Here is a 23,098-nt window from a genome sequence, read left to right on the forward strand (position 1 = left end):
GACGGACACTGCCTTGCTCACCCGCCGTTCCACCCTCGGCCTCCTCGCCGCAACCGCGATCCTGGCCCGACGCGCGCGCGCCCATGTCGCGCCACCGCGCAATGAAATCAGCGACACTCTTGCAAAGCGCTTCACCGAGCTCGGCACGTCAGGCACGTTCGTCGGCTACAAGGTCGAGGATTATCTGATCGTCGCCAGCGACAAGGAACGCTCGGGCGAGGGCAAGCTGCCGGCCTCGACCTTCAAGATTCCCAACTCGCTGATTGCGCTCGAGAGCGGTGTCGTCACTGATCCCGACAAGGACGTGTTTCCCTGGGACGGCGTCAAGCGCCCGATCGAGGCCTGGAACAAGGATCACACGCTGCGCAGCGCGATTCTCGTGAGCGCGGTGCCGGTCTATCAGGAGATCGCGCGCCGCATCGGCGAGGTGCGCATGCAGCAATACGTCGACGCGTTCGACTACGGCAATCGCGACATCGGCGGCGGCATCGACCAGTTCTGGCTCACCGGGGCCTTGCGCATCGATCCGGTCGAGCAAGTCGATTTCGTCGACCGGCTGCGCCGCCGTGCGCTGCCGATCTCAAAGCGCAGCCAGGACCTCGTCTGCGACATCCTGCCGGCGACCAAGGTCGGCAACAGCGTCATCCGCGCCAAGTCCGGCCTCCTGGGCGCCGAGCGCGGCGAGCCTTCGCTCGGCTGGATGGTCGGCTGGGCCGAGAAGGGCGAGGCGCATACCGTGTTCGCGCTCAACATGGATTGCAAGGAGCCGCGCCACATCGAGGCTCGCATGACGCTGACGCAAGCCTGCCTTTCCGAGATCGGCGCGATCTAGCGCGACCGTCGTCAAGCCGGCACTTGAACCTCGGTCGTCGCAATCAGACGCCAATCGGCGAGCGCGGCCAAGCGGTGGGGCTCGGCCTCACGTCGGTAGTCGGAGCTCAAGACGATGGCTCGAAAGGTCGCGAAGTCGGGGTAGCGGACCATTGCGGCGTCGTGCCAGGCTTCGCCTTGCGCCGCTACCAGCGGGGCTCCGACAGAGCCAAGCCAAGTCGGCGTGACCCCTAGCGGAATTGCGACCTTGCGAAATGCGGGGACATAGCGCGTGTAATAGGCTTCGCGCCCGCTGCAGGCCGGAAGCTCGGACTTGTCCCGGTACAAGGCCTCATCCCGATAGCGCAGAAGATTGAGCATGAAGATGGGTTGATCTCCGGGCAAGCTCGAGCCTGCCATCGCGAGTGATGCATTGTCGATATCGACGAACATTGTTCTCTCCGGTCGTGAGTTCTTGCTACGAGCTGATATCGCTTCGGACGCCCGGCCTTGTAGTGGTTTCGAAGTCAATGCTATGATGACGTCATGGCAACACCACGCAGCCATCAGCAACTCCTCAATCTGCTCCAGTTCGTTCGCGTCGTCGAAGCGGGCTCTTTTGCCGAGGCCGAAGCGGTTTTCCGGAAAGACCATGCGTAAACAACAAAGCGCGATGACGATTTATCCAAAACTCATCGCGCTTTAGGCCGCGGCAGCACTTTCATCGGTAGCGCAGTCCACGTCTCATATGCGATCGCCTTGGATCGCCGGGCGGCGTTCAGGCAGGGTCAGGCTTCGCCGTCAGCGCCTGGTCAATGGCGAAGCCGCCGATCTCGCTCATGGCCTGCGAGATTGGATCGCCGCGCCGGGCAAAGCCGCTCGAGAGATAATCGAACTGCGTCCGCGCCAGCCGCAGCGCCTCGATCGGCACCGAGACCGCTGTCTCGTTGAAACTGTCGACGGAGGCGCGCAGGCTGTCGAACTCGCCGGTGATTTTGACGATATGGCTTTCCGCATGCTGCATCAGGCCGACAAGCTTGTTGCGTTCGGCATCGAATGCCGCGCGGTCCGCGGCGGCAGCCGCGGTGACTTCCGCGAGCTGCGCCCGCAGCGCCGCGATCTGGCCGACCATGGCGTCGGAAGCGAGTTCGGCGGACTCGCGCAGCTCGGCGTTGCGCGTGCTCTCTTCCTGAACCTGATGATAGAGCCGCTCGGCCGACATCGCCCGCTGGCTCAGCGACTCGATCATGCTGGCTGCACGCAGCAGCATCTCGCCGTTCCGCCCCGACACCATGCCGGCCATGCGGCGCAGGAAGTCGATGGTTTCGGACGCTGGGTTCGGCGGCAGGGGGACGACCGTCGCGGACATCTCGGTGATGCCAGTTGGTGATGCTCGAGCTAAGGCGTAAAGAACCGCCGCCGTACCGACTGGGCTCACGCAACATTCGGCGCCTGATCGTTCCGGAGCAAGCCTGAATCGGTCGGCCCGGTCAACCTGCCGGGCTGCCAAATTTGAGGTCAGGAGTCCCTCTGCCGCCCGATCCGTCCCAAATGGGTGAAGCCGAACCCGGCGGAATATTTCAGGCCGTAGCCGAGCGCCCGGTCGAGGCCGATATGGGCAAGCCAGATCAAGGCGATGGAAAGGGTGAGGGGCGAGGCGAGGCCGAAGCCCAGCGTCAGCAACGCCACCGGGGCCATGTAGCTGTGGGCAGCGTTGTAGACCATCGCGCCGAACCTGGCGTCGGACAGGTAGGCCAGGAAGCTCAGATCGGGCACGAAGAACAGCAGGGCAAACACCAGCCACGACCCGTCCCAGGCCGCATAGAGCGTCACCATCGCTGCAAACAGGGTCAGGCCCTCCAGCCGCAGCAGGATGTTGACGCCGCCCGTCGCAGCGCCCGTCTCGCCCCTTCCTTCCGTCACGCTCGCCTCCTGGGCAAAACTTTGTAATTCCTTGCGCTTTCCCGCTACGGCAAGCCAGCCCTGCGACGGCGAAAGCGGCTTTCCGGGTCGCAAAATGCCGTGTTAGAACCCGCCCATCACTTAAGAACTGGCGGGAGCAAATGAAACACATCCTGGACGCCCTTGAAGATCGTCGTGCCGGCGCAAAGCTCGGCGGCGGGGAGAAGCGCATCGAGGCGCAGCACGCCCGCGGCAAGCTGACGGCGCGCGAGCGCATCGAGCTGTTGCTCGACAAGGGGTCGTTCGAGGAGTTCGACATGTTCGTCGAGCACCGCTCCACCGAGTTCGGCATGGAGAAGACCAAGGTGCCGGGCGACGGCGTCGTCACGGGATGGGGCACCGTCAACGGCCGCAAGACTTTTGTCTTCGCCAAAGACTTTACGGTGTTCGGCGGCTCGCTGTCCGAGACCCACGCGCTCAAGATCACCAAGTTGCAGGACATGGCGATGAAGGCGAGGGCGCCCATCATCGGCCTCTATGACGCCGGCGGCGCCCGCATCCAGGAAGGCGTCGCCGCGCTCGCCGGCTATTCCTACGTGTTCCGCCGCAACGTGCTCGCCTCGGGCGTGATCCCGCAGATCTCCGTCATCATGGGCCCCTGCGCCGGCGGCGACGTCTATTCACCTGCGATGACCGACTTCATCTTCATGGTGAAGAACACCAGCTACATGTTCGTCACGGGCCCCGACGTGGTGAAGACCGTGACCAACGAGGTCGTCACCGCCGAGGAGCTCGGCGGCGCCTCGGTGCATGCGACGCGATCCTCGATCGCCGACGGCGCCTTCGAGAACGACGTCGAGACGCTGTTGCAGATGCGTCGCCTGATCGACTTTCTGCCCTCCAACAACACCGACGGCGTGCCGGAATGGCCGAGCTTCGATGACATCGAGCGGGTCGACATGTCGCTCGACACGCTGATCCCCGACAATCCGAACAAGCCCTATGACATGAAGGAGCTGATCCTGAAGGTCGTGGACGAGGGCGACTTCTTCGAGATCGCGGAAGCCTTCGCCAAGAACATCGTCACCGGCTTTGGCCGCATTGCGGGGCGCACCGTCGGCTTCGTCGCCAACCAGCCGATGGTGCTGGCCGGCGTGCTCGACAGCGACGCCTCGCGCAAGGCGGCGCGCTTCGTCCGCTTCTGCGACGCCTTCAACATCCCGATCGTCACCTTCGTCGACGTGCCGGGCTTCCTGCCCGGCACCGCGCAGGAATATGGCGGCCTGATCAAGCACGGCGCCAAGCTTCTGTTCGCCTACTCGCAATGCACCGTGCCGCTCGTCACCATCATCACCCGCAAGGCCTATGGCGGCGCCTTCGACGTCATGGCCTCCAAGGAGATCGGCGCCGACATGAACTACGCCTGGCCGACCGCGCAGATCGCGGTGATGGGCGCCAAGGGCGCGGTCGAGATCATCTTCCGCAGCGACATCGGCGACCCCGACAAGATCGCAGCCCGCACCAAGGAATACGAAGACCGCTTCCTGTCGCCGTTCATCGCTGCCGAGCGCGGCTACATCGACGACGTCATCATGCCGCACTCGACCCGCAAGCGGATCGCGCGGGCGCTTTCGATGCTGAAGGACAAGAAAACGGAAATGCCGGCGAAGAAGCACGACAATTTGCCGTTGTGAGGGGAGGCGTAGGGCGGGTTAGCGAAGCGTAACCCGCCACTCATCCGAACCCGCGGATTACGGCTGCGCCTAATCCGCCCTACAATCGGTATCCTCAATCCAATGACCGAAGACGACCCGACCGACGAAATCTCCGAGATCGAAGATCGGATCGAGCGGCTCGCCGAGATCGCCGAGCGGTGCCGCAAGTACATCCTCGCGTCCAAGATCGCGATCGGGGGCGGGGCGGCGCTGCTGCTCGTGACGATCCTCGGTCTGTTCAGCTTCGGTCAGACTGCCGCGCTCGGATCGATCGCACTTGTGCTGGGCGGGATCGTCTCGCTCGGCTCGAACGTCTCGACGTTGCGACAGACGGACGAGGCCATCAGTGCTGCGGAGGCGCGGCGTTCAGCGTTGATCGGCAGCATTGATCTGAGGGTCGTCGCCGATGCTCCGCTGAAGCTGGTGTGACGCGGTAGGGTGGATTAGCGACAGCGTAATCCACCAAGGTATGCGTCACCGGGATGGAGAAGTGGCGGATTACGCTAGCGCTAATCCGCCCTACGTATCTCCCCGGTCCGCCTCACGCGGCGGTCTTGAGCGTCAGCTCCGACAATTCGGCGCGGCATTCGGCGGCGTAGGCCTGGAGCCGCTCGGCGGTCTGCCGGTCGAGGATGGCCTTGGCCAGCCGCTCGGCGCGGGCGATCTGTCGCTTGAGATATTCGATGCGGACCATGTGGCACCTGTCAAATTGCTTTCTTCCAATGGTGGCGACTGTACGCCGGGCATTGGATTGATTATGTGAGGCGCGTCACGTTCGGCGCGCCTTGTCCCCCGCAGCAAAATGCGCCATCTGGTCGGCGTGCGCCTTGGCGAACGCCGGGCGGGCCGTGGCGCGCGCGGCATAGGCGCGGCAGGCAGGACTGTCCGCAAGCCCGTCGAACTTGTCGACCACGCGCAGTACGTCCGCCATCAGGATGTCGGCGACGGAGAAGGATCCGGCCAGCCATTGGCGGGGGCCGAGCACCGGCTCGAGACGCCTGAGCCGGAGCTTGAGGAAGTCGTCCACGAATTTCCACGCCGCCGTGTCGGTCGGATGTCCCATGAACTTTGACATCGTCCAGGGCAGGCTGGCCATCTCCACCGAATTGAGCGCCGCGAACACCCATTTCGTCGCTTCAGTGCGGCCGCGCGGATCTGTCGGCATCAGCTTGTCGCTGCGCTCGCCGAGATGCAGCAGGATCGCGCCGGTCTCGAAGATCGAGATGTCGCCGTCGGTCAGCCACGGCACCTGGCCGAACGGCTGGTCCGCGAGGTGCGCAGGCCCGCGATCGTCGAACGGGGTGTTGGCGACGCGATAGGGCAGGGCGGCCTCTTCGAGGGCCCAGCGCACGCGCAAGTCGCGCACGAGGCCACGCGGCGGTTCGGGAACCCAATTGAAGGTGGTCAGGGTGAGCTCGGCCATTTGCTGTCTCCGTGTCCTGGTTCGACGCAGAGGACGAACGAAGGGCGTCCATTCCGACACCAGGGCCGACTCTTTTAGTCGCCGGCGGCGGAAAGCGGTAAGGCTCGGTTCAAACAACAGGAGGAAACCCGATGCCAGCAGCCTTCTTCGTCGTTCACGCCGTCGTTCTCGACGCCAGCAAGCGCGCTGCTTTCGACCGATGGTACGAGACGGAACATTTGCCCGACGCGGCGAAGGCCTTCGGCGTGAGCAAAGCATGGCGGTTCTGGAGCCTCGACGATCCCTCGCTGCATCAGGCGATGTATCAGTTCGACGACGAGGCCAAGTTGAACGCGATGCTGAGAGGTGACGCGCTGCAAAAGCTCGTCGCCGATTTCAACCGCGACTGGCCCGACGTGAAGCGCTCGCGTGAGACGCTGCTGCTGGCGCAGGAGTTTTCTCAATAGGGCGCACCGAATGTCCGCTCGCAACGAATTCTGAACACGCGATTCAGCCTTGGTTCATGTCGTGGCCGCGACACTTCCTCTGCATCACTTGCCAGGTAGCCTAGAGGAATTGCCATGGAGCGCCGGAACTTTTTGAAACTTGCCTTGGGATTGACGGCGGGCGCCGCCGCCTTCGCCGCGACTGCCGCGCAGGCCGCGCCGCTGTCACCGCAGCCGCTCGCTGATCCCGCCCGGCCGCCGCAAGGCAATCCCGACGCTCATCCTGCGGTCACCACCAGCGAGGAAGCCGCCAAGCTGACGCCTGAGCAAGTTCATTGGCGTGGGCGCGGCCGCCACTGGGGCTGGCGCCGCCGCCATTGGCGCCGGCATTACCGGCGCTGGCACCGCCGCCATTACTGGTAAGCTCGCGGCCATTCTCGGACGCGACGGGGATCGCCGCTGGCGGTCCCCGTTTCGATTTGGGAAGTGCTCCGGTTCCGCTGCGGGTGAATCGTCAGCAACAAAAAATGGCCGCGCAGGCATTCGCCCCGCGGCCATTTTGCAACGGAATGGAAGGAGATCAGAACGGGCGGCAGCGGCCGGCGTACCAGCGGAAGCCGTAAGGACACACGCGCGCACGAGGCACGACGACGACCGGCGCCGGGGCGACCACCACCGGGGCGGGGCGAACCACGACAGCGCCGCGCATCGGACGGCAGCCGCCATAGGGGCCGCGATACCAGCCCGGGCCGCAACCGCCGGCGGCGCTGGCCGCCTCGCTGAAACCGACGACCGCACTGGCGAGCATGACGGCGGCGAACAGGTATTTCATTTGATCTTCCTTCTTGTCCTTGGGAGGCAGGCTTCGGGGAATAGCGCTTGCGGGCGCACAATGAATCAAGAGACACGATTCGACACGTTAAATCTGGGACGTGCCGAGACGTCGCGATCCAAACCTGCCAATCACGACCTGAATGCGGCATGAACGTTGGCAGCATTGGGTCTCGGACGACACGCTGCTGTCGCTAGCGGCCGCGAAGGTGACCGATGCCCGGATCACTTGCCGAACAACGCAGCGAACTGCTTCTCGCCGGTGCGGGTGAAATTCACGACGCGGCTGCCGGGCGTGGGATCGCGCGCCGCCCATTTCAGCTCGGCAAAGCGCTGCATCATGGCGGCCCCCAACGTGCCGGCGAGGTGATGACGCCGTTCGCTCCAGTCGAGGCAGGCCTTGCAGACCGGGCGGCGCGGGTGGCTGAGCATGTCGGGCGAGATCTGCAGGTGCCTTGCGAGAAAGCGCTCGCCCTCGGCGGTCAGCTCAATCTCCTGCTTCCTCTGCCTGACCAGATGCCGCTCGCGCAAGGAGTCCAGCATCTGCACGCCGAGATCGCCGGCGAGATGGTCGTAGCAGATCCGCGCGCGCCGCAGCGCAGGGTCCTTCGGCCCGGTGCGCACGCGCATATGGCCGGTGCGCGCCGCAAGCCCAGCCAGCCCCTCGAGCACGCCGGCGACGTCGTCGTCGGTGAGGCGGTAATAGCGATGACGGCCCTGCTTCTCCGGCTCGATGAGGCCGCCGGCCTCGAGCTTCGACAGATGCGAGCTCGCGGTCTGCGGCGTGATGCCGGCCTCCTGCGCCAGCTCGCTCGCCGTGAGCGCGCGGCCGTTCATCAGCGCCGTGAGCATATTGGCGCGGGCGGGGTCGCCGACCAGCGAGGCGACCATGGCGATGTCGGGTCCTGATTTCATGCTTCGATGGTAACCGAAGCATTGTCGTCGGGCAAGGACGTAACCTCTCACCAAGTCGTCATTGCGAGGAGCGCGCCCGTAGAGCCTGTGAGCCAATTCGTTTTGTTTCGGCTTCGACATCAAGGGGTGGTATCGCCCCTTGATGGGGGAAGCCGGCGGCGTCAGGCTGTTGGTTATCTATGCTTTTGCGAGACGATGCCCTTGCAGGATGTTGTTGGTGAGGGCGTACCAGAGCACGACGGCACGGACCTTCTCGATGCCGCGCACGGTCAGTTGCCTGAGGTCCCAGTTGCGCCAGCGGGCATGGATGCATTCGCAGATGGTACGGGCCTGGTACTGTGCCTTGCCGGCTTCGCTGGCCATGCGAGCACGCCAGGCCGCTATGCCAGGACCGTCGCTGCTCCGGGGTAAGAAGGGATCGACACCGCTCCTGGATTGGGGCGGTGGACAGTAAACCTCGATGCCCTCGCCATGCGCCCATTCGATGTCGTCGCCAGTGCAGAACCCGCCATCGGCGAGGTAGCGGCGTGGCAAGCGCTTCAGCCGAGCGCGCGTTCGCTCCAGCATCGGGCGCATCAAGCCACGATCTGAGCCGCTGTTGTCGACATCGATCGCGACCACGATCAGTTCGCCAGCCGCGCTAGCCACCTGCACATTATAGGCCGGACGGAAGCCGGCATCGGCCATCTTCATCACCCTGGCCTGCGGGTCGGTGGTGGAGGCCCGAGGCTCCTTCGGCTTCTTGCCATTGCCGCCCTTGTCGTCGAGCTGTTTTCGCTTGCGCTTGATCTCGGCCAGCGCGGCCTGCGCGGCTTGCACCCGCTCGCTGCGTTCGCGCGCCGCCCGCTCTTTGGCGGCCCGGATCCGCCGATTGCTGGCTTCCGGGTCCGCATCGACCTCGCGCTTGAGCTCTTCCACAATGGCCTCGGCCTGCGCCATCTGCCGATCCAGCGTCGCCTCCCGCCGGAACGATCCGGTCCCGGCATTCGCTCGTATCCGCACCCCGTCCTGGGTCAGCTTCTCCAGATCGACCAGCCCTGCCTCGTTCAGGGCCACCAGATGTTCAACCAGCAAACGGTCGAGCAAGTCGGCACAGCCGACCCGGAAGTCCGACAGCCCGTGATGGTTCAACGACACGCCACCGCAGAGCCAGCGGTAGACGTCGTGGCTGTCGCAGAGCCGGTCCAGCGCCCGCGCGCTGCCAACGGCATCGCTCGCGGCGTACAGCCAAAGCGCCAGCAACAACCGTGGCGATGGCGCCGGATGGCCCGGCCTGTTTTCCCGTGCCTTGACGCGATCTTCCAGCTCGCTCAGGTCCAGCCCTTCGACATAAGCCCAGATCACCCGCGCTGGATGATCCTGCCCGATCAGGCTGTCGATATCGACCGCTCGCAATTCGACCTGATTGCGCACAGGCTCGCGCAGCCGAGGTGCGCCTTGCGGCACCGCTTCGGTTCGTGCCGACTGCTCCGGCAATTCACCAAAAAGTCCGTCGTCAGCCATCATCCTCTCCAGCAGATCAGTCTGCCCAGAGAATCACATTCGTCTGACGCGCGGTACAAAAGATTCACAGTCTCGTAGGGTGGGCAAAGGAGCGCAGCGACGTGCCCACCAATCGTCGTGGCGGACAAAGGACGTGGGCACGCTTCGCTTTGCCCACCCTACGAGACCTGCGCTCGCAATGACGCCATGGAAACAGGAGCCCATCATGTCCGTCACCGTCTTCATCCGCTACCAGCTCGATCCGTTCAAGCGCGCCCAGTTCGAGGAATATGCGAAGCGCTGGCTCACCATCATCCCGAAATGCGGCGGCGACCTGATCGGCTATTTCATGCCGCACGAGGGCACCAACAACATCGCGTTCGGGCTGATCAGCTTCGAGAGCCTGGCCGCCTATGAAGCCTATCGTGCGCGGGTGCGGCAGGACTCCGAGGGCATGGCCAACTTCCACTTCGCCGAGGAACACAGATTCATCCTCGCCGAAGAACGCACCTTCCTGCGCAAGGTGGTATTGTAAGTCCACCAACAGCAGGAGACGCCCATGATCGCCGTGATCTTCGAGGTCTGGCCCAAGCCGGAACACCGCCAGGACTATTTCGACCTCGCGGCCGATCTGAAGCCGCTGCTGCAGACCATCGACGGCTTCATCTCGGTCGAGCGTTTCGAGAGCCTGACTGAGAAGGGCAAGATCCTGTCGGTGTCGTTCTGGCGCGACGAGGCAGCAGTCGCCGCCTGGCGGAACACCATGGAGCACCGCCGCACCCAGGCCAAGGGCAGGGCGCAGATCTTCGCCGATTATCACCTGCGCATCGCCAGCGTAATCCGCGATTACGGCATGAACGATCGCGAGCAGGCCCCGAAGGACAGCCGCGCCGTGTACGACGCGCACTGGCGGAGTTGAGAACGCACGCCTATCTCTGCGCGGCCAACAAGGGAGAGAAACATGCACGTGACGACCGCTGACAAGCGCGCGACGTTCAGGAAGATGCACGAGAGCGGCTGCTTCATTTTGCCCAATCCGGTCGATGTCGGCAGTGCGAAAGCCTTGCAGCATCTCGGTTTCAAGGCGATTGCGTCGTCGAGCGCGGGCTTTGCCTGGACCATCGGCAAGGCCGACAACCACGTCACCGTCGAGGACGTCTGTCAGCATCTGGCAGCATTGAGCTCGGCCGTCGACATCCCCGTGAACGCCGATTTCGAGGGCGGCTTTGCGGTCGAGCCCGAGAGGGTCGCCGACAATGTCGAGCGCGGTGTGCGCACCGGCGTCGCCGGCCTGTCGATCGAGGATTCCACCGGCGACAAGGACAAGCCGCTCTACGACCGTGCGCTGGCCGTCGAGCGCATCAAGGCCTCGCGCAAGGCGATCGGCGACAGCGGCACGCTGCTGGTCGGCCGATGCGAGGCGTATCTCTGGGGCGTGACGGATCTCAAGCTCGTCATCGACCGGCTCACCGCCTATGCCGATGCCGGCGCCGACTGCCTCTATGCGCCGGGTCTGAAGAGCCGCGAGGACATCGCCGCGGTGGTGAAGGCTGTCGCACCAAAACCGTTCAATCTTCTGATCGGCGCGTCCGGCCTGTCGCTGCAGGAAGCCGAAGATCTCGGCGTGCGCCGCATCAGCGTCGGCGGCTCGCTGGCTCGCGCCGCCTGGGGCGGCTTCATGCGCGCGGCGAAGGAGATGGCGGAGAAGGGCACCTTCACCGAGCTCGGCGGCGGCTATCCCGGTGGCGAGCTCAACAAGATGTTCGGCTAGACATGATCCGGAAAAGCGTGAAGCGGTTTTCCGAAACGATCATGCTCAAACAAAGATCTAAAGCGCGATGACGATTCGTCCAAATCTCATCGCGCTTTAGCCAAACGAAAAGCGGCGGGATGTTGGATCCCGCCGCTCTCGCGCTTTATTGCGAAATGTTACTTCGCGCCGTCGGACGGAGCTGGCGTCGTCGGGGCCGGCCTGCTCGGCGCGGCACCGGTGGTCGTGCCCGGCTCGGTGTTGCTGCGTGGCGTCACGTCACGCATGCCGGGAGGTGCGGCCGGACTGGCCGGCGCGGTCTGCTGAGCGGTTCGCGATGCCGGCTCATTGCTCGCCTGGTTGCCGGTGGTCGTGTTGTTCAAGCCGTAGAACACCGCGCCCAGCACCAGGGCGACGGCCACCGCGAACAGTGCGATCTTGCCGCTGGAGGCGGGACCTTCCCCGAGCTCGGGATCGGCCTGCAGGTCGGCATCCCGGCGCGCCGCGCGAGTATACTCATCGTCGGCGAGGTTCGGGCGGTACGGATCGTTGGGAAAACGGTCGTCAGCCATCGATTGGATCTCCTCGGGTTATGACCCCCGGACAACCCACAGCTGCGAGATTCTGTTCCGCGCCACCTGATGCTTTCGTCGCATATTGCCCCCATCCGGGGAATCGGGAACCTGTTCTGTCTGACCCCGGGCCTTGAGTTCCATATCGGGGAGGAGGAACACGGCGATGTGGAGCCTGCCGCCGACGGATAGCGTGCTGCATTTCCTGTCCCTTGTGGCGGTGGCCGCGCAGGGCATGACGGCTGCGCTTGCCGCCGGACGCCGCAGCATGGATTGGCTGGGGGTCTGCTTCCTCGGCTGCATCACCGCGCTCGGCGGCGGCACGTTGCGCGATCTCTTCCTCGGACATTATCCGCTGGCCTGGGTGCAGAGCCCCATCTATCTCGCGCTCGCCGGCGGCGCCGCCTTCCTCACCATCCTGTTTGCGCGTCTCGTGCACCGGCTGAAGGTCGCCTTCATCGTGCTCGATGCCATCGGTCTCGTCGTCTTCACCATGGCCGGCTGCGACGTGGCCTGGCAGATGGATGCGACACTGCCCATCGTCATCGTCTCCGGCATGGTGACGGGCTGCGCCGGCGGCGTGCTGCGCGACGTGCTCTGCAACGACGTGCCGCTGCTGTTTCGCTCCGAGCTCTACGCCAGCGTCTCTGTGGTGACGGGATTGTTCTATGCCACCGCGTTTGGTCTCAAGCTCAATGCGGAGCTCTGGACCATCCTGACCTTCGTCCTCGGCATCAGCTTCCGCCTGCTTGCGGTGCGCTACAAATGGGAGATGCCGAAGTTTGTGTTCACGGGGGATGAGGAGCGATAGCTCCATCCACGCTGTCATTGCGAGCGCAGCGAAGCAATCCAGAGTCCCTCCGCGGAAAGATGCTGGATTGCTTCGCTGCGCTCGCAATGACGGGGAGAGAGCTGACTACTTCTCCTTCCTTGCCTTCGCCACCTGTGCCGGCGTCACCAGCGGGCCCGCATTGCCCCAGGAATTGCGGATGTAGTTCGTCACCGCGGCGATCTCGGCGTCGGACAGCTGCTTGGCGTAAGCAGGCATCTCGCCAATGTTCGGCGCGCGCGGTGTCGTCACGGTGTGAGCACCGTCGAGGATGATGCGCAAGGTCGAGGACGGATTGACCGATTGCAGCAGCGCGTTGCCCGGCAGCGGCGGATAGATGCGCGGGCTGCCGGTGCCGTCGGTCTCGTGGCAGGCGACGCAGAGCTTCGCATAGACGGCCTGTCCGGCCGTCATCTCGGCTGCCTCCGGCGGCGTCACGATACTCTCGCGCCGCGCCGGCGGCAGGCTCTTCAGATAGATTGCGATCGAACGCACATCGGCATCGCTCATCTTCGCCGTCGAGCCAACGATCACCTCGGCCATCGGTCCGCCGGCATGGCTCCTGGCGTTGCGGCCGCTCTGCAGATATTCGGCGATGTCTGCCTCGCTCCAGGATTTCAGCCCCGTGCGGGTGGCACCGTCGAGCCGCGGCGCGTACCAGCCGCCGACCTCATTGCCCGAGAGCGCCTGCGCCTGCTTGTCGGCGCCGAAATAATTCTTCGGCGTATGGCAGGCGCCGCAATGGCCGAGCCCGGTGACGAGATAGCCGCCTCTGTTCCACGCCGCGCTCTGGCTCTGGTCCGGCTCGAACAGGCCGGGCTTGAAATACAGGGCGTTCCAGATCCGCATCAGGCCGCGATAGCCGAATGGCCAGCGCAGTTCCGGCGGCTTGTTGCGGCTGGCGATGGGCGCAAGGCTGCCGAGATAGGCCCGGATCGCCAGCGTGTCGTCCTTCGTCATCTTCGTGAAGTAGGGGTAGGGGAACGCCGGGTAATAGTTCGAGCCGTCGGGCGCGATGCCATAGCGCAGGGCGCGGGTGAAATCGGCATCCGCCCAGGCGCCGATCCCGGTGTCGCGGTCGGGCGTCAGGTTCGGCGCGTAGATCGCGCCGAAGGGCGTGTCGATGCGTTTGCCGCCGGCAAACGGTTTGGCCGGATCGGCGGTGTGACAGCCCGCGCAGTCGCCGGCTTCGACCAGCGCCTTGCCATAGGCGATCAGCTCCGGCGCCGGCTCGGCAATCGCCGCGCTGGCGACTGCACTGCACAACGCGATACCGGCCAGAATCGTCCGCATGCTCGGTCTCTCCTGCGACCAATCGACCCCACCAGCATGAACGCAGCGTCGATTCATTTCGCAACGACGGGGGTATGGTGACACAAACTGAAAATCGCCAACGTGTTTCAGACCACGAAATTGCGATTTTTACCCGAGGCCTCCTTTGGTCCAGATTTGTGGTGCGGATCATGAAATATCCGACATAGAGTGGCGCAGATGGTCGGCGCGCCCTAGCTAAAAACAACGGGCGGGCAACGACTTAAGTCAGCAAGACCTGAACAGGGCGCAAGCGAGGACAAGCATGGGCATCAACCAGGGTCCGATCAGTCTCGATCAAAAGTACACCCAGCAGACCGGACACGTCTTCACCACGGGCATCCAGGCCCTGGTCCGCTTGCCGATGGCCCAGATCCGGCGCGACCGCGCCAACGGCCTCAACACCGCGGGCTTCATCTCGGGCTATCGCGGCTCGCCGCTCGGGGGTTACGACCAGCAGCTGTTCGCCGCCCGCAAGCATCTCGAGCAATACAACATCAAGTTCCAGCCGGGCGTGAACGAGGACCTCGCCGCGACCGCGGTATGGGGCTCGCAGCAGCTCAACCTCTCGCCGGGCGCCAAATACGACGGCGTGGTCGGCATCTGGTACGGCAAGGGCCCCGGCGTCGACCGCTGCGGCGACGTGTTCCGCCACGGCAATGCCGCGGGCTCGGCCAAGAACGGCGGCGTGCTCTGCCTTGCCGGCGACGACCACGGCGCCAAATCCTCCACCGTCCCGCATCAGTCCGACCACGCCTTCATCTCGGCGCTGATGCCGTATCTCTATCCCTCGAGCATCCACGAGATGATCGAGATGGGCCTGCTCGGCATCGCGATGTCGCGCTATTCCGGCTGCTGGGTCGGCATGAAGGTGATCACGGAGACGGTGGAGACCACCGCCGAGATCGATCTCACCGACGAGATGAAGCCGTTCATCATCCCCACCGATTTCGAGCTGCCACCCGGCGGCCTCAACCTGCGCTGGCCCGACGACCGCTTCGAGCAGGATCGCCGCCTGCAGGACTACAAGGGCTTTGCCGCCATCGCCTTTGCCCGCGCCAACAAGGTCAACCGCGTCACCATGGATTCGCCGAACGCGCGTTTCGGCATCATGGCCTCGGGCAAGAGCTACGAGGACGTGCGCCAGGCGCTGCGCGAGCTGGGGATCACCGAGGAGGTCGCCGCTCGAATCGGCCTTCGCCTCTACAAGATCGGCATGCCCTGGCCGCTGGAGCCGGAGGGCGTGCGCAACTTCGCGGTCGGGCTCGAGGAGATCTTCATCGTCGAGGAGCGGCGCGAGATCGTCGAGAACCAGGTCAAGCAGGAGCTGTTCAACTGGCGCGACGACGTCCGGCCCCGCATCGTCGGCAAGATGGACGAGCACGACAAGCGTTTCCTGACCTTCGCCGCCGAGCTCAGCGTCGCCTCGCTCGCGACCTCGCTCACCGAGCGGCTGCTTCGACTTGATCTCAACCCCGAGATCGCGGAGATGCTCCGCGTCAAGGCCGACTGGTTCAACGGCCGCCAGGCGACCCAGATGCAGGCGGTCGCGCCTGTCTCCCGAACTCCGTATTTCTGCTCCGGCTGTCCCCACAATACCTCGACGAAAGTCCCCGAAGGCAGCCGCGCGCTCGCCGGCATCGGCTGTCACTTCATGGCGCTGTGGATGGACCGCTCGACCGAGACGTTCACGCATATGGGCGGCGAGGGCGTGCCCTGGGTCGGCATCGCGCCCTTCACCAACGAGAACCACATCTTCGCCAATCTCGGCGACGGCACCTACTTCCACTCCGGCATTCTCGCCATCCGCCAGGCGATCGCCTCCAAGGCCAACATCACCTACAAGATCCTCTACAACGACGCGGTGGCCATGACCGGCGGCCAGCGTCATGACGGCGATCTCTCGCCGCAGAAGATCATGGCCCAGCTTCATGCCGAGAGCATCAGCGAAATTTATCTGGTCTCGGAAAACCCCGACGCTTACCCGGCAGACACCATCGCGCCCGGGGTGAAGAAGTATCACCGCGACGAGCTCGACACCGTCATGAAGATGTGCCGCGAGTTCAAGGGCACCTCCGCGATCGTGTTCGTGCAGACCTGCGCCGCCGAGAAGCGCCGTCGCCGCAAGCGCGGCCTGATAGAGGATCCGGCGCGCCGTGTCATGATCAATCCGGCCGTCTGCGAAGGCTGCGGCGATTGCTCGGTGCAGTCGAACTGCATCTCGGTCGAGCCGCTGGAGACCGAGTTCGGCCGCAAGCGCGCCATCAACCAGTCGTCCTGCAACAAGGACTATTCCTGCCTGAAGGGATTCTGTCCGTCCTTCGTCACCATCGACGGCGGCGCGCCGCGCCACCGCGCGCCTGCCGAGTTCGCCGAGATCGGCGCGCTGCCCGAGCCGGCCTCACGCCCGACGCTCGACAAGCCCTATAACATTGCCGTCGGCGGCGTCGGCGGCACCGGTGTGCTCACCATCGGCGCGCTGCTCGGCATGGCCGCCCATATCGAGGGCAAGGCCTCGATGATCCTCGACATGTCGGGCCTCGCGCAAAAGGGCGGGGCGGTGCTCAGCCATGTCCGTCTGTCCGATCATCCTGCCGAGGTGACCTGCTCGCGCATCGTCACCGGCACGGCCGATCTCGTGCTCGCCGCCGATGAGGTCGTCGCGGTCGCCAAGGACACGATCACCCTTTGTGACTCCACCCGCACCCGCGGCATCATCAACAGCCACGTCATTCCCACCGCCGACTTCGTCCTCAACCGCGATTTCAATTTCCAGACCCGCAAGCTGACCGGGCTGTTGGAAACCGCGCTGCACAAGGATTCAGTTTTCTTCGACTTCACTAAGCCTGCCGAGCAGCTGCTCGGCGACGCCATCGCCACCAACATGATGATGATGGGCTATGCCTATCAGAAGGGTCTGTTGCCGCTCTCCGCGGAAGCAATCGAGCAGGCCATCGAGGTCAATGGCGTCTCGATCAAGATGAACAAGGAAGCCTTCCGCCTCGGCCGTCTCGCAGTCGCAGATCCCAAGCGTCTTACCGACATGCTGAAGGGCGCGGACGGGGTGATCGCGCCGAAGACGCTGGATGCCATGACGCTGGACGAAGTCATCGAGCATCGCGCCAAGCGTCTGACCGCCTACCAGAACGCTCGTCTCGCCAAGCGCTATCGCAAGCTGGTCGACCAGGTCCGCGATGCCGCCGCGAAGGGCGGCTATGGCGATGCGCTGCCGCGCGCAGTCGCGGTGAACTACGCCAAGCTGCTGGCCTACAAGGACGAATACGAGGTCGCGCGCCTCTACACCGACGGCGCCTTCGAGCAGCAGCTCCGCGACCAGTTCGAGGGCGACTTCAAGTTCAATTTCAACCTCGCGCCGCCCATCCTGGCAAGCGGTGTCGATGCCTTGGGCCGTCCCAAGAAGCGCGCCTTCGGCCCGTGGATGCTGAACGTCTTCCGCGTGCTGGCCAAGTTCAAGTTCCTGCGCGGCACGCCGTTCGACATCTTCGGCCGCAGCGCCGACCGCAAGCTCGAGCGCGATCTCATCGCCGGCTATGAAAAGGACGTCGCCACCGTGCTCGGCCTGCTGTCGCCCGTCACGATCGACACCGCGGTCGAGCTGCTCTCGCTGCCCGACCGCATCCGCGGCTACGGCCCGGTGAAGGAGAAGGCCGTACACGACGCCAAGGCCCGCTACGCCCAGCTCGCCGCGGACCTCGCCAACCCGCCGCCTGCGCCAAGGCAGATCGCGGCGGAGTAGGGCGGTCTCGTAGGTCCTGTAGGGTGGGTTAGCCTTGCGAATGCGCGAAGCGCGGTTCGCGAGGCGTAACCCACCGCTTCTGCCTCCGCTGAGAACAAAGCGGTGGGTTACGCCTTCGGCTAACCCACCCTACGACACTGCGCCACTCATCCCGTCATCGGTACGGTCGACAGCAGATGAAACTGCCCTACGAGGAAGGCTCCGTGTTCGCATTGCCGCTTCGAAACGGCGGATTTGCCCGTGGAGTCGTTGCCCGGTCGCCCCGCCGGGGACGGGTTCTGCTGGGATACTTTTTCGGTCCGCGTCTCGAAACGCCAGCAGCGGCGATGCTCGATGAGCTTCATCCCAATCTTGCCGTGGCCCGAATTCGCTTCGGAGACCTCGGGCTGATCGAAGGCCGGTGGTTGATCATTGGCAAGATTCCCAGTTGGAATCAGGCAGATTGGCCATTCCCCGACTTTGTCAGGCGCGATCCAATTTCGAGAAAGGCTTGGCTGGTGCGGTACGCGAACGACGATCCGCTTCGCAGCGTGTCCGAGCTTCTCTCGAACTATGATGACCTGCAGCTGTTGGACAGCGACGGCCTGTTCGGTGCAGGAGCAGCGGAAGCAAGGATTTCAAAGCTCCTGGCCCCTCGGCTACATTAATCGGATCGTAGCGCGGCCCAAGGCGCAAAGCGCCGTGCCCACAATCTCACCAGAATAGCACCTGAGCAGGTGGGCACGCTTCCGCCTTCGCTCTTCGAGCTACGGCGGACAAGTCGCTTTGCCCACCCTACGACACCATCCTTTGCGCTACCGTCGGGCAAAACACCCATGCCGTGGGTCAATCCATATTCGCGCAAAGATTCCACTTTACCGAAATTCGGAATTGTCGTATCCATCCGCCACCTCATCCCTCTCAGAGGGGCGTATCGCGATCGTCACGAAACGCGGGGTGAGCGGCGGTGGACGCGGGCTGCGTCGCGCGAGTCTCTCGCGCGCACGACGGGTGCGGTCTCGCGTACGGCAAAATCGTGTGGTCCTGACGCCCGGGGTCTGTGCGTCAAGTCTTGTGGGTCACTCGCAAGGCGACGGGGGCAATAGTGCATCGCTCCCCGGGGAGAGCGCGACATAAGCCGTAAAGCCACTGCGCAGGGAAGGCCGGATGTTTGGCTTCACCTGTATGCCGCTGTGCATCTGTTCTTCGCGCAATTCGCGCACAGCGGACCGTGGGTGCCAGCCGGCACCCGGTCTTCCCTGCGCCCTCTGTTTCCGGAGGGAGGCAAGACGGGAGCATAACTCGGGCGAGATACGCCGCGAGGATGCGGGCGTGTGTCTGCGATTCAGTTGTGAGTGGAAAGAGCGACGTCGGTATCCGCGAACTCCGTCATTGCGAGCGCAGCGACTTGTCCGCCGAAGCCTTGGCGAAGGCGGAAGCAATCCAGAATCCCTTAATGGAGGGACTCTGGATTGCTTCGTCGCAAGGGCTCCTCGCAATGACGACGCGGCAGGCGGTTCGCTTCCTATCCGGGGCCCGGATTTCCCATGCGCTCCTCTCGCGCCAACCCGCCGCTCTCTCGCGGCGCGGAATATTTCCGCGCTTGCCAATCAGGCCGGTGCGGTTCAGAAAAAAGAGCCAAGACGAGACGCGAGCGGAGACAGAAGTTTTGACCATCAAGGGCAAGGCCTACATTGCCGGGATCTACGAACACCCGACCCGGCATGCGCCGGACAAATCCACCGCCCAGCTTCATGCCGAGGTCGCCAAGGGTGCGATCGAGGATGCCGGGATCAGCAAGGACGATGTCGACGGCTATTTCTGCGCGGGCGATGCGCCCGGCGGCGCCTGGCCGATGGTCGATTATCTCGGCCTGAACACCAAGAAGCTTCGCCACGTCGATTCCACCGAGACCGGCGGCTGTTCCTACATCATCCATCTCGGCCATGCCGCCGAGGCGATCGCCGCGGGCAAATGCTCGATCGCGCTCGTTACGCTCGCCGGCAAGCCGCGCACCGGGGCGATGCCGCCCCGCGCAGCCGGCGCCGAGGCCGATTTCGAATCCGCTTACGGGGCGACCACGCACAATGCCTATGGCATGTGTGCCATGCGCCACATGCACGACTATGGCACCACCTCTGAGCAGCTCGCCTGGATCAAGGTCGCGGCCTCCCACCATGCGCAATACAATCCGCATGCGATGCTCAAGGACGTCGTCACCGTCGAGGACGTCCTGAACTCGCCGATGATCTCCGATCCGCTGCATCGCATGGATTGCTGCGTCGTCTCCGACGGCGGCGGCGCGCTGATCGTGACGACGCCCGAGATTGCCAAAAGCCTGAAGAAGCCGCTCGTGCGCCTGATCGGCCATGGCGAGGCGATGAAGGGTCCTCGTGGCGGCAAGGATCTCGATCTCACATATTCTGCCGGCGTCTGGTCCGGCCCGCGCGCGTTCGAGGAAGCCGGCATCACGCCGAAGGACATCAAATACGCCTCGATCTATGACAGCTTCACCATCACGGTGCTGATGCAGCTGGAAGACCTCGGCTTCTGCAAGAAGGGCGAGGGCGGCAAGTTCGTCGCCGACGGCAATCTGATCTCGGGCGTCGGCAAGCTGCCGTTCAACACCGATGGCGGCGGCCTCTGCAGCAACCATCCGGTCAACCGCGGCGGCATGACCAAGATCCTCGAGGCTGTCAGGCAGCTGCGCGGCGAGGCGCATCCGAAGGTGCAGGTCAAGAACTGCGATCTCGCCATCGCCCACGGCACCGGCGGCCTGCTCGGCGTCCGCCACGCCGCCTCGACGGCCATTCTGGAGCGCGTGTGATGAGCGAAGTGAAAAAGTATCCGGCCCCTGTCACGAACCCCGAGACCGCCGCGTTCTGGGACGCGGCGAAAGAGGGCAAGTTCATGATCAAGCGCTGCACCGCCTGCGGCGAGGCGCATTACTTCCCGCGCTCGATCTGCCCGTTCTGCTACTCCGACAAGACGGTGTGGGAAGAGGCGTCGGGCGAGGGCACGATCTACACCTACAGCCTGATGCGGAAATCGCCGACCGGCCCATACGCCATCGGCTACGTCACGCTGAAGGAGGGCCCGTCGGTGCAGACCAATTTCGTCGATTGCGATCTTACGACGCTCAAAATCGGCCAGAAGGTGAAGGTGGTGTTCAAGCCGACCGACGGCGCTCCGCTGCCGTTCTTCACGGCTGTCTAAGATTCTTCCCTTCTCCCCTTGTGGGAGAAGGTGGCGCGAAGCGCCGGATGAGGGGTCTGTCTCAACGGAGAGAGCTATCGATGTGGAAGCAACCCCTCACCCAAATGAGTTTGCGGCACGGCTCTCGTTGCCCTCTCCCACAAGGGGAGAGGGCACATTAACGAGCGCCGCTGCTCGCGGAGATACCTGGGAGAAAGACAAACAACATGTCCGCCAGATACGAAGAGCTCAAAGGCCTGAAAAACCTCGGCCAGAAATACGCCTACACCGACCGCGAGGTGATGCTCTACGCCTACGGCATCGGGCTCGGCGCCGATCCGATGGACGAGAACGAGCTCGCCTTCGTCAACGAGGGCACATACACGCCGCGCCCGCTGAAGGTGGTGCCGACCTTCGCCTCCGTCGCGGCTTGGGGCTCGGGGCCCGGCGAGATGAATCTCAACCGCGTCATGGTGGTCGACGGCGAACGCGACATCACCTTCCATCAGCCGCTGCCGGTCGCTGCGAACATCACAGCCGACTCCTCCGTGCTCGAAGTCTACGACAAGGGCAAGGACAAAGGCGTCGTCATCGTTCACCAGACCGTGCTGAAGAACGAGAAGGGCGACAAGCTGGCAACGCTCGTCGCCTCGCGCTTTGCCCGCGGCGATGGCGGCTTCGGCGGACCGAACCTGACGCAGCCGGATCCGCACAAGATCCCATCACGCGCGCCCGACAAGACCGTCGACATCACCACGCGCCCCGACCAGGCACTGGTCTATCGCCTCTGCGGCGATCGCAACCCGTTGCACTCCGATCCGGAGTTCGCCAGGAAGGCCGGTTTCCCGCGTCCGATCCTGCACGGCATGTGCACCTACGGCATCACCTGCCGCGGCGTGCTGCAGACCTATGCCGACTACGACGCAAGCGCCTTCCGCCAGCACGTCGCGCGGTTCTCCTCGCCGGTCTATCCCGGCGAGACCGTGACCATGGACCTCTGGAAGGACGACAACGTGATCTCGTTCGAAGCCAAGGTGAAGTCGCGCGGGGTGACGGTGATCAAGAACGGCAAGACGGTGCTGGGTTAGGTCGGTCTCGTGCCCCGGACGCAGCGCAACGCTCCCGGCGATGCGAAGCATCGTCCGGTGCGGTGCGCTGCAGAGCCGGGGCCCAGAGTGCCCGACAAAAACTGGGTCCCGGCTCTGCGACGCAGCGTTGCACGCTGCATCGCGTCCGGGACACGAAAGAATAGAAACAGGGAGACGCCACCATGGGAGGACTACTCGACGGCAAGGTTGCGCTGATCACCGGCGCGGGCGGCGGGCTCGGTGAGGCCTATGCAAAGCTGTTCGCGCGGGAAGGGGCCTCGGTCGTCGTGAACGATCTCGGCGGTCCCCGCGACGGCTCCGGCGCCGACAAGTCCATGGCGCAGCAGGTGGTGGACGCGATCAAGGCCGAGGGCGGCAAGGCGGTCGCTAACGGTGCCGACATTTCCACCATGGAAGGCGGCCAGTCGGTGTTCGACGACGCCATCAAGCACTTCGGCCGGGCCGACATCCTCGTCAACAATGCCGGCATTTTGCGTGATCAGACCTTCGCAAAAGCGTCGGAAGCCGACTGGGACAAGGTCATCAAGGTTCATCTGAAGGGCACCTTTTGTTGCACCCTGCCGGTGTTTCGCTGGATGCGGGAAAACGGCGGCGGCGTCATCGTCAACACCTCCTCGACATCAGGGCTGATCGGCAATTTCGGCCAGACCAATTACGGTGCGGCGAAGGGCGGCATCTGGGGCCTGTCCAACGTGCTCGCGATCGAGGGTCGCAAGTACAACATTCGGATCTGGACGCTGGCCCCGGGCGCCCTGACCCGCATGACCGCAGACCTGCCCCGCTATAAGGAGAACCCCGGCGCCGCGCTCGGGCCGGACGGCATCGCGCCGGCCGTGCTATACATGGTCAGCGACTTGTCGGGCGACCAGACTGGCAAGGTGCTGGGCGTGTCCGGGCCCCGCGGCGTGCGCGAAATGCGGATGATGGAGATGGAAGGCTGGAAGCCGCCGCACTCGGGCTGGAAGGCCCAGGACATCGTCGATCACGCCAAGGAGATCTTCTTCTCCGAGGAGCAGATCAAGATGGGGGCGCGGCGGTTTTAGCCACACTGTCATTCCGGGGCGCGACGAAGTCGCGAGCTATGATACGCAAT

The 23,098-nt window shown here is 64.3% G+C and carries 25 protein-coding genes; 15 read left to right on the plus strand and 10 right to left on the minus strand.

What is annotated here, in order from left to right; all coding sequences use genetic code 11:
- The first annotated feature begins 13 nt into the window (after nucleotides 1-13).
- Complete coding sequence (gene blaOXA / locus ACNJYA_RS16060; RefSeq protein ID WP_439403221.1) at nucleotides 14-832, plus strand: class D beta-lactamase; 819 nt, start codon at nucleotides 14-16, stop codon at nucleotides 830-832.
- Between the two features lie 11 nt (nucleotides 833-843).
- On the opposite strand, the gene ACNJYA_RS16065 is transcribed toward blaOXA, so the two are convergent.
- From ACNJYA_RS16065 to ACNJYA_RS16075, 3 genes are all read right to left on the minus strand, one after another.
- Entirely contained in the window at nucleotides 844-1,464 is a 621-nt protein-coding gene (locus tag ACNJYA_RS16065) for a hypothetical protein (RefSeq protein ID WP_439403222.1), read from the minus strand.
- 124 nt (nucleotides 1,465-1,588) lie between these two features.
- The gene (locus tag ACNJYA_RS16070) at nucleotides 1,589-2,179 is read right to left on the minus strand and encodes a hypothetical protein (RefSeq protein ID WP_439403223.1); all 591 of its coding nucleotides are present in this window, start codon (nucleotides 2,177-2,179) and stop codon (nucleotides 1,589-1,591) included.
- A 149-nt stretch (nucleotides 2,180-2,328) separates the two neighbouring features.
- On the minus strand, nucleotides 2,329-2,733 hold the full coding sequence (locus ACNJYA_RS16075; protein WP_439403224.1) for a DUF4260 domain-containing protein: 405 nt from the start codon (nucleotides 2,731-2,733) through the stop codon (nucleotides 2,329-2,331).
- Nucleotides 2,734-2,873: 140 nt separating this feature from the next.
- Here ACNJYA_RS16075 and ACNJYA_RS16080 point away from each other — a divergent pair, with 140 nt between their 5' ends.
- Together ACNJYA_RS16080 and ACNJYA_RS16085 are read left to right on the plus strand one after the other, a co-directional pair.
- Complete coding sequence (locus ACNJYA_RS16080) at nucleotides 2,874-4,406, plus strand: acyl-CoA carboxylase subunit beta (RefSeq protein ID WP_172783220.1); 1,533 nt, start codon at nucleotides 2,874-2,876, stop codon at nucleotides 4,404-4,406.
- A 102-nt stretch (nucleotides 4,407-4,508) separates the two neighbouring features.
- Nucleotides 4,509-4,856 carry a hypothetical protein gene (locus ACNJYA_RS16085; RefSeq protein WP_439403225.1) on the plus strand — a complete coding sequence of 116 codons (348 nt, stop codon included), beginning with the start codon at nucleotides 4,509-4,511 and terminating at the stop codon, nucleotides 4,854-4,856.
- Nucleotides 4,857-4,968: 112 nt separating this feature from the next.
- On the opposite strand, the gene ACNJYA_RS16090 is transcribed toward ACNJYA_RS16085, so the two are convergent.
- On the minus strand, nucleotides 4,969-5,121 hold the full coding sequence (locus tag ACNJYA_RS16090; RefSeq protein WP_192859612.1) for a hypothetical protein: 153 nt from the start codon (nucleotides 5,119-5,121) through the stop codon (nucleotides 4,969-4,971).
- 75 nt (nucleotides 5,122-5,196) lie between these two features.
- Complete coding sequence (locus ACNJYA_RS16095; protein ID WP_439403226.1) at nucleotides 5,197-5,850, minus strand: glutathione S-transferase family protein; 654 nt, start codon at nucleotides 5,848-5,850, stop codon at nucleotides 5,197-5,199.
- Between the two features lie 131 nt (nucleotides 5,851-5,981).
- Between ACNJYA_RS16095 and ACNJYA_RS16100 the strand changes: the two genes are divergently transcribed.
- Entirely contained in the window at nucleotides 5,982-6,296 is a 315-nt protein-coding gene (locus tag ACNJYA_RS16100; protein ID WP_439403227.1) for a hypothetical protein, read from the plus strand.
- Between the two features lie 114 nt (nucleotides 6,297-6,410).
- Nucleotides 6,411-6,698 carry a twin-arginine translocation (Tat) gene (locus ACNJYA_RS16105; protein WP_260379713.1) on the plus strand — a complete coding sequence of 96 codons (288 nt, stop codon included), beginning with the start codon at nucleotides 6,411-6,413 and terminating at the stop codon, nucleotides 6,696-6,698.
- Nucleotides 6,699-6,855: 157 nt separating this feature from the next.
- Here ACNJYA_RS16105 and ACNJYA_RS16110 read toward each other — a convergent pair whose 3' ends face one another.
- From ACNJYA_RS16110 to ACNJYA_RS16120, 3 genes are all read right to left on the minus strand, one after another.
- Nucleotides 6,856-7,107, minus strand: coding sequence for a GCG_CRPN prefix-to-repeats domain-containing protein (locus ACNJYA_RS16110; RefSeq protein WP_172783804.1), 252 nt, complete (start codon nucleotides 7,105-7,107; stop codon nucleotides 6,856-6,858).
- 224 nt (nucleotides 7,108-7,331) lie between these two features.
- Complete coding sequence (locus ACNJYA_RS16115) at nucleotides 7,332-8,021, minus strand: winged helix-turn-helix domain-containing protein (RefSeq protein WP_172783225.1); 690 nt, start codon at nucleotides 8,019-8,021, stop codon at nucleotides 7,332-7,334.
- A 177-nt stretch (nucleotides 8,022-8,198) separates the two neighbouring features.
- Nucleotides 8,199-9,527, minus strand: coding sequence for an IS1182 family transposase (locus tag ACNJYA_RS16120; RefSeq protein ID WP_212257604.1), 1,329 nt, complete (start codon nucleotides 9,525-9,527; stop codon nucleotides 8,199-8,201).
- Nucleotides 9,528-9,729: 202 nt separating this feature from the next.
- On the opposite strand from ACNJYA_RS16120, the gene ACNJYA_RS16125 reads away from it, so the two are divergent.
- From ACNJYA_RS16125 to ACNJYA_RS16135, 3 genes are read left to right on the plus strand one after another with little or no spacing between them, the layout of a single operon-like run.
- Complete coding sequence (locus tag ACNJYA_RS16125; protein WP_439403228.1) at nucleotides 9,730-10,038, plus strand: NIPSNAP family protein; 309 nt, start codon at nucleotides 9,730-9,732, stop codon at nucleotides 10,036-10,038.
- Nucleotides 10,039-10,062: 24 nt separating this feature from the next.
- Complete coding sequence (locus ACNJYA_RS16130) at nucleotides 10,063-10,422, plus strand: antibiotic biosynthesis monooxygenase family protein (protein WP_439403229.1); 360 nt, start codon at nucleotides 10,063-10,065, stop codon at nucleotides 10,420-10,422.
- Nucleotides 10,423-10,464: 42 nt separating this feature from the next.
- The gene (locus ACNJYA_RS16135) at nucleotides 10,465-11,274 is read left to right on the plus strand and encodes an isocitrate lyase/PEP mutase family protein (protein WP_439403230.1); all 810 of its coding nucleotides are present in this window, start codon (nucleotides 10,465-10,467) and stop codon (nucleotides 11,272-11,274) included.
- Between the two features lie 158 nt (nucleotides 11,275-11,432).
- On the opposite strand, the gene ACNJYA_RS16140 is transcribed toward ACNJYA_RS16135, so the two are convergent.
- Nucleotides 11,433-11,825, minus strand: coding sequence for a hypothetical protein (locus tag ACNJYA_RS16140; protein WP_172783229.1), 393 nt, complete (start codon nucleotides 11,823-11,825; stop codon nucleotides 11,433-11,435).
- 166 nt (nucleotides 11,826-11,991) lie between these two features.
- Here ACNJYA_RS16140 and ACNJYA_RS16145 point away from each other — a divergent pair, with 166 nt between their 5' ends.
- Nucleotides 11,992-12,636 carry a trimeric intracellular cation channel family protein gene (locus ACNJYA_RS16145; RefSeq protein WP_172783230.1) on the plus strand — a complete coding sequence of 215 codons (645 nt, stop codon included), beginning with the start codon at nucleotides 11,992-11,994 and terminating at the stop codon, nucleotides 12,634-12,636.
- A 105-nt stretch (nucleotides 12,637-12,741) separates the two neighbouring features.
- Here the strand turns inward: ACNJYA_RS16145 and ACNJYA_RS16150 are convergent, their stop codons facing one another.
- Nucleotides 12,742-13,947, minus strand: a complete 1,206-nt coding sequence (locus ACNJYA_RS16150) for a cytochrome c (protein ID WP_439403231.1) — start codon at nucleotides 13,945-13,947, stop codon at nucleotides 12,742-12,744.
- Between the two features lie 283 nt (nucleotides 13,948-14,230).
- On the opposite strand from ACNJYA_RS16150, the gene ACNJYA_RS16155 reads away from it, so the two are divergent.
- From ACNJYA_RS16155 to ACNJYA_RS16180, 6 genes are all read left to right on the plus strand, one after another.
- The gene (locus tag ACNJYA_RS16155; protein ID WP_439403232.1) at nucleotides 14,231-17,722 is read left to right on the plus strand and encodes an indolepyruvate ferredoxin oxidoreductase family protein; all 3,492 of its coding nucleotides are present in this window, start codon (nucleotides 14,231-14,233) and stop codon (nucleotides 17,720-17,722) included.
- Nucleotides 17,723-17,898: 176 nt separating this feature from the next.
- Nucleotides 17,899-18,369, plus strand: coding sequence for an immunity 26/phosphotriesterase HocA family protein (locus ACNJYA_RS16160; RefSeq protein WP_260379706.1), 471 nt, complete (start codon nucleotides 17,899-17,901; stop codon nucleotides 18,367-18,369).
- Between the two features lie 1,001 nt (nucleotides 18,370-19,370).
- Nucleotides 19,371-20,528, plus strand: coding sequence for a thiolase domain-containing protein (locus ACNJYA_RS16165; protein WP_260379705.1), 1,158 nt, complete (start codon nucleotides 19,371-19,373; stop codon nucleotides 20,526-20,528).
- Nucleotides 20,528-20,917: a Zn-ribbon domain-containing OB-fold protein gene (locus ACNJYA_RS16170; RefSeq protein WP_212254973.1), complete on the plus strand. Its 390-nt coding sequence runs from the start codon at nucleotides 20,528-20,530 to the stop codon at nucleotides 20,915-20,917. The genes ACNJYA_RS16165 and ACNJYA_RS16170 overlap by 1 nt, the downstream gene beginning before the upstream one ends.
- Nucleotides 20,918-21,123: 206 nt before the next feature.
- Entirely contained in the window at nucleotides 21,124-21,984 is an 861-nt protein-coding gene (locus tag ACNJYA_RS16175) for a MaoC/PaaZ C-terminal domain-containing protein (protein WP_439403233.1), read from the plus strand.
- Between the two features lie 182 nt (nucleotides 21,985-22,166).
- Complete coding sequence (locus tag ACNJYA_RS16180; RefSeq protein ID WP_172783236.1) at nucleotides 22,167-23,048, plus strand: SDR family oxidoreductase; 882 nt, start codon at nucleotides 22,167-22,169, stop codon at nucleotides 23,046-23,048.
- Nucleotides 23,049-23,098 lie beyond the last annotated feature (50 nt).

Source organism: Bradyrhizobium sp. BLXBL-01 (assembly GCF_051853025.1).
Classification (GTDB): Bacteria; Pseudomonadota; Alphaproteobacteria; order Rhizobiales; family Xanthobacteraceae; genus Bradyrhizobium.

What these genes read in the sequence shown, in the direction of transcription:
- ACNJYA_RS16065 (WP_439403222.1), bottom strand. Translation starts at nt 1,464, where the DNA reads ATGGTCTTTCCGGAAAACCGCTTCGGCCTCGGCAAAAGAGCCCGCTTC.
- ACNJYA_RS16070 (WP_439403223.1), bottom strand. Translation starts at nt 2,179, where the DNA reads ATGTCCGCGACGGTCGTCCCCCTGCCGCCGAACCCAGCGTCCGAAACC.
- ACNJYA_RS16080 (WP_172783220.1), top strand. Translation starts at nt 2,874, where the DNA reads ATGAAACACATCCTGGACGCCCTTGAAGATCGTCGTGCCGGCGCAAAG.
- ACNJYA_RS16085 (WP_439403225.1), top strand. Translation starts at nt 4,509, where the DNA reads ATGACCGAAGACGACCCGACCGACGAAATCTCCGAGATCGAAGATCGG.
- ACNJYA_RS16090 (WP_192859612.1), bottom strand. Translation starts at nt 5,121, where the DNA reads ATGGTCCGCATCGAATATCTCAAGCGACAGATCGCCCGCGCCGAGCGG.
- ACNJYA_RS16095 (WP_439403226.1), bottom strand. Translation starts at nt 5,850, where the DNA reads ATGGCCGAGCTCACCCTGACCACCTTCAATTGGGTTCCCGAACCGCCG.
- ACNJYA_RS16100 (WP_439403227.1), top strand. Translation starts at nt 5,982, where the DNA reads ATGCCAGCAGCCTTCTTCGTCGTTCACGCCGTCGTTCTCGACGCCAGC.
- ACNJYA_RS16105 (WP_260379713.1), top strand. Translation starts at nt 6,411, where the DNA reads ATGGAGCGCCGGAACTTTTTGAAACTTGCCTTGGGATTGACGGCGGGC.
- ACNJYA_RS16110 (WP_172783804.1), bottom strand. Translation starts at nt 7,107, where the DNA reads ATGAAATACCTGTTCGCCGCCGTCATGCTCGCCAGTGCGGTCGTCGGT.
- ACNJYA_RS16115 (WP_172783225.1), bottom strand. Translation starts at nt 8,021, where the DNA reads ATGAAATCAGGACCCGACATCGCCATGGTCGCCTCGCTGGTCGGCGAC.
- ACNJYA_RS16120 (WP_212257604.1), bottom strand. Translation starts at nt 9,527, where the DNA reads ATGATGGCTGACGACGGACTTTTTGGTGAATTGCCGGAGCAGTCGGCA.
- ACNJYA_RS16125 (WP_439403228.1), top strand. Translation starts at nt 9,730, where the DNA reads ATGTCCGTCACCGTCTTCATCCGCTACCAGCTCGATCCGTTCAAGCGC.
- ACNJYA_RS16130 (WP_439403229.1), top strand. Translation starts at nt 10,063, where the DNA reads ATGATCGCCGTGATCTTCGAGGTCTGGCCCAAGCCGGAACACCGCCAG.
- ACNJYA_RS16135 (WP_439403230.1), top strand. Translation starts at nt 10,465, where the DNA reads ATGCACGTGACGACCGCTGACAAGCGCGCGACGTTCAGGAAGATGCAC.
- ACNJYA_RS16140 (WP_172783229.1), bottom strand. Translation starts at nt 11,825, where the DNA reads ATGGCTGACGACCGTTTTCCCAACGATCCGTACCGCCCGAACCTCGCC.
- ACNJYA_RS16145 (WP_172783230.1), top strand. Translation starts at nt 11,992, where the DNA reads ATGTGGAGCCTGCCGCCGACGGATAGCGTGCTGCATTTCCTGTCCCTT.
- ACNJYA_RS16150 (WP_439403231.1), bottom strand. Translation starts at nt 13,947, where the DNA reads ATGCGGACGATTCTGGCCGGTATCGCGTTGTGCAGTGCAGTCGCCAGC.
- ACNJYA_RS16155 (WP_439403232.1), top strand. Translation starts at nt 14,231, where the DNA reads ATGGGCATCAACCAGGGTCCGATCAGTCTCGATCAAAAGTACACCCAG.
- ACNJYA_RS16160 (WP_260379706.1), top strand. Translation starts at nt 17,899, where the DNA reads ATGAAACTGCCCTACGAGGAAGGCTCCGTGTTCGCATTGCCGCTTCGA.
- ACNJYA_RS16170 (WP_212254973.1), top strand. Translation starts at nt 20,528, where the DNA reads ATGAGCGAAGTGAAAAAGTATCCGGCCCCTGTCACGAACCCCGAGACC.
- ACNJYA_RS16175 (WP_439403233.1), top strand. Translation starts at nt 21,124, where the DNA reads ATGTCCGCCAGATACGAAGAGCTCAAAGGCCTGAAAAACCTCGGCCAG.
- ACNJYA_RS16180 (WP_172783236.1), top strand. Translation starts at nt 22,167, where the DNA reads ATGGGAGGACTACTCGACGGCAAGGTTGCGCTGATCACCGGCGCGGGC.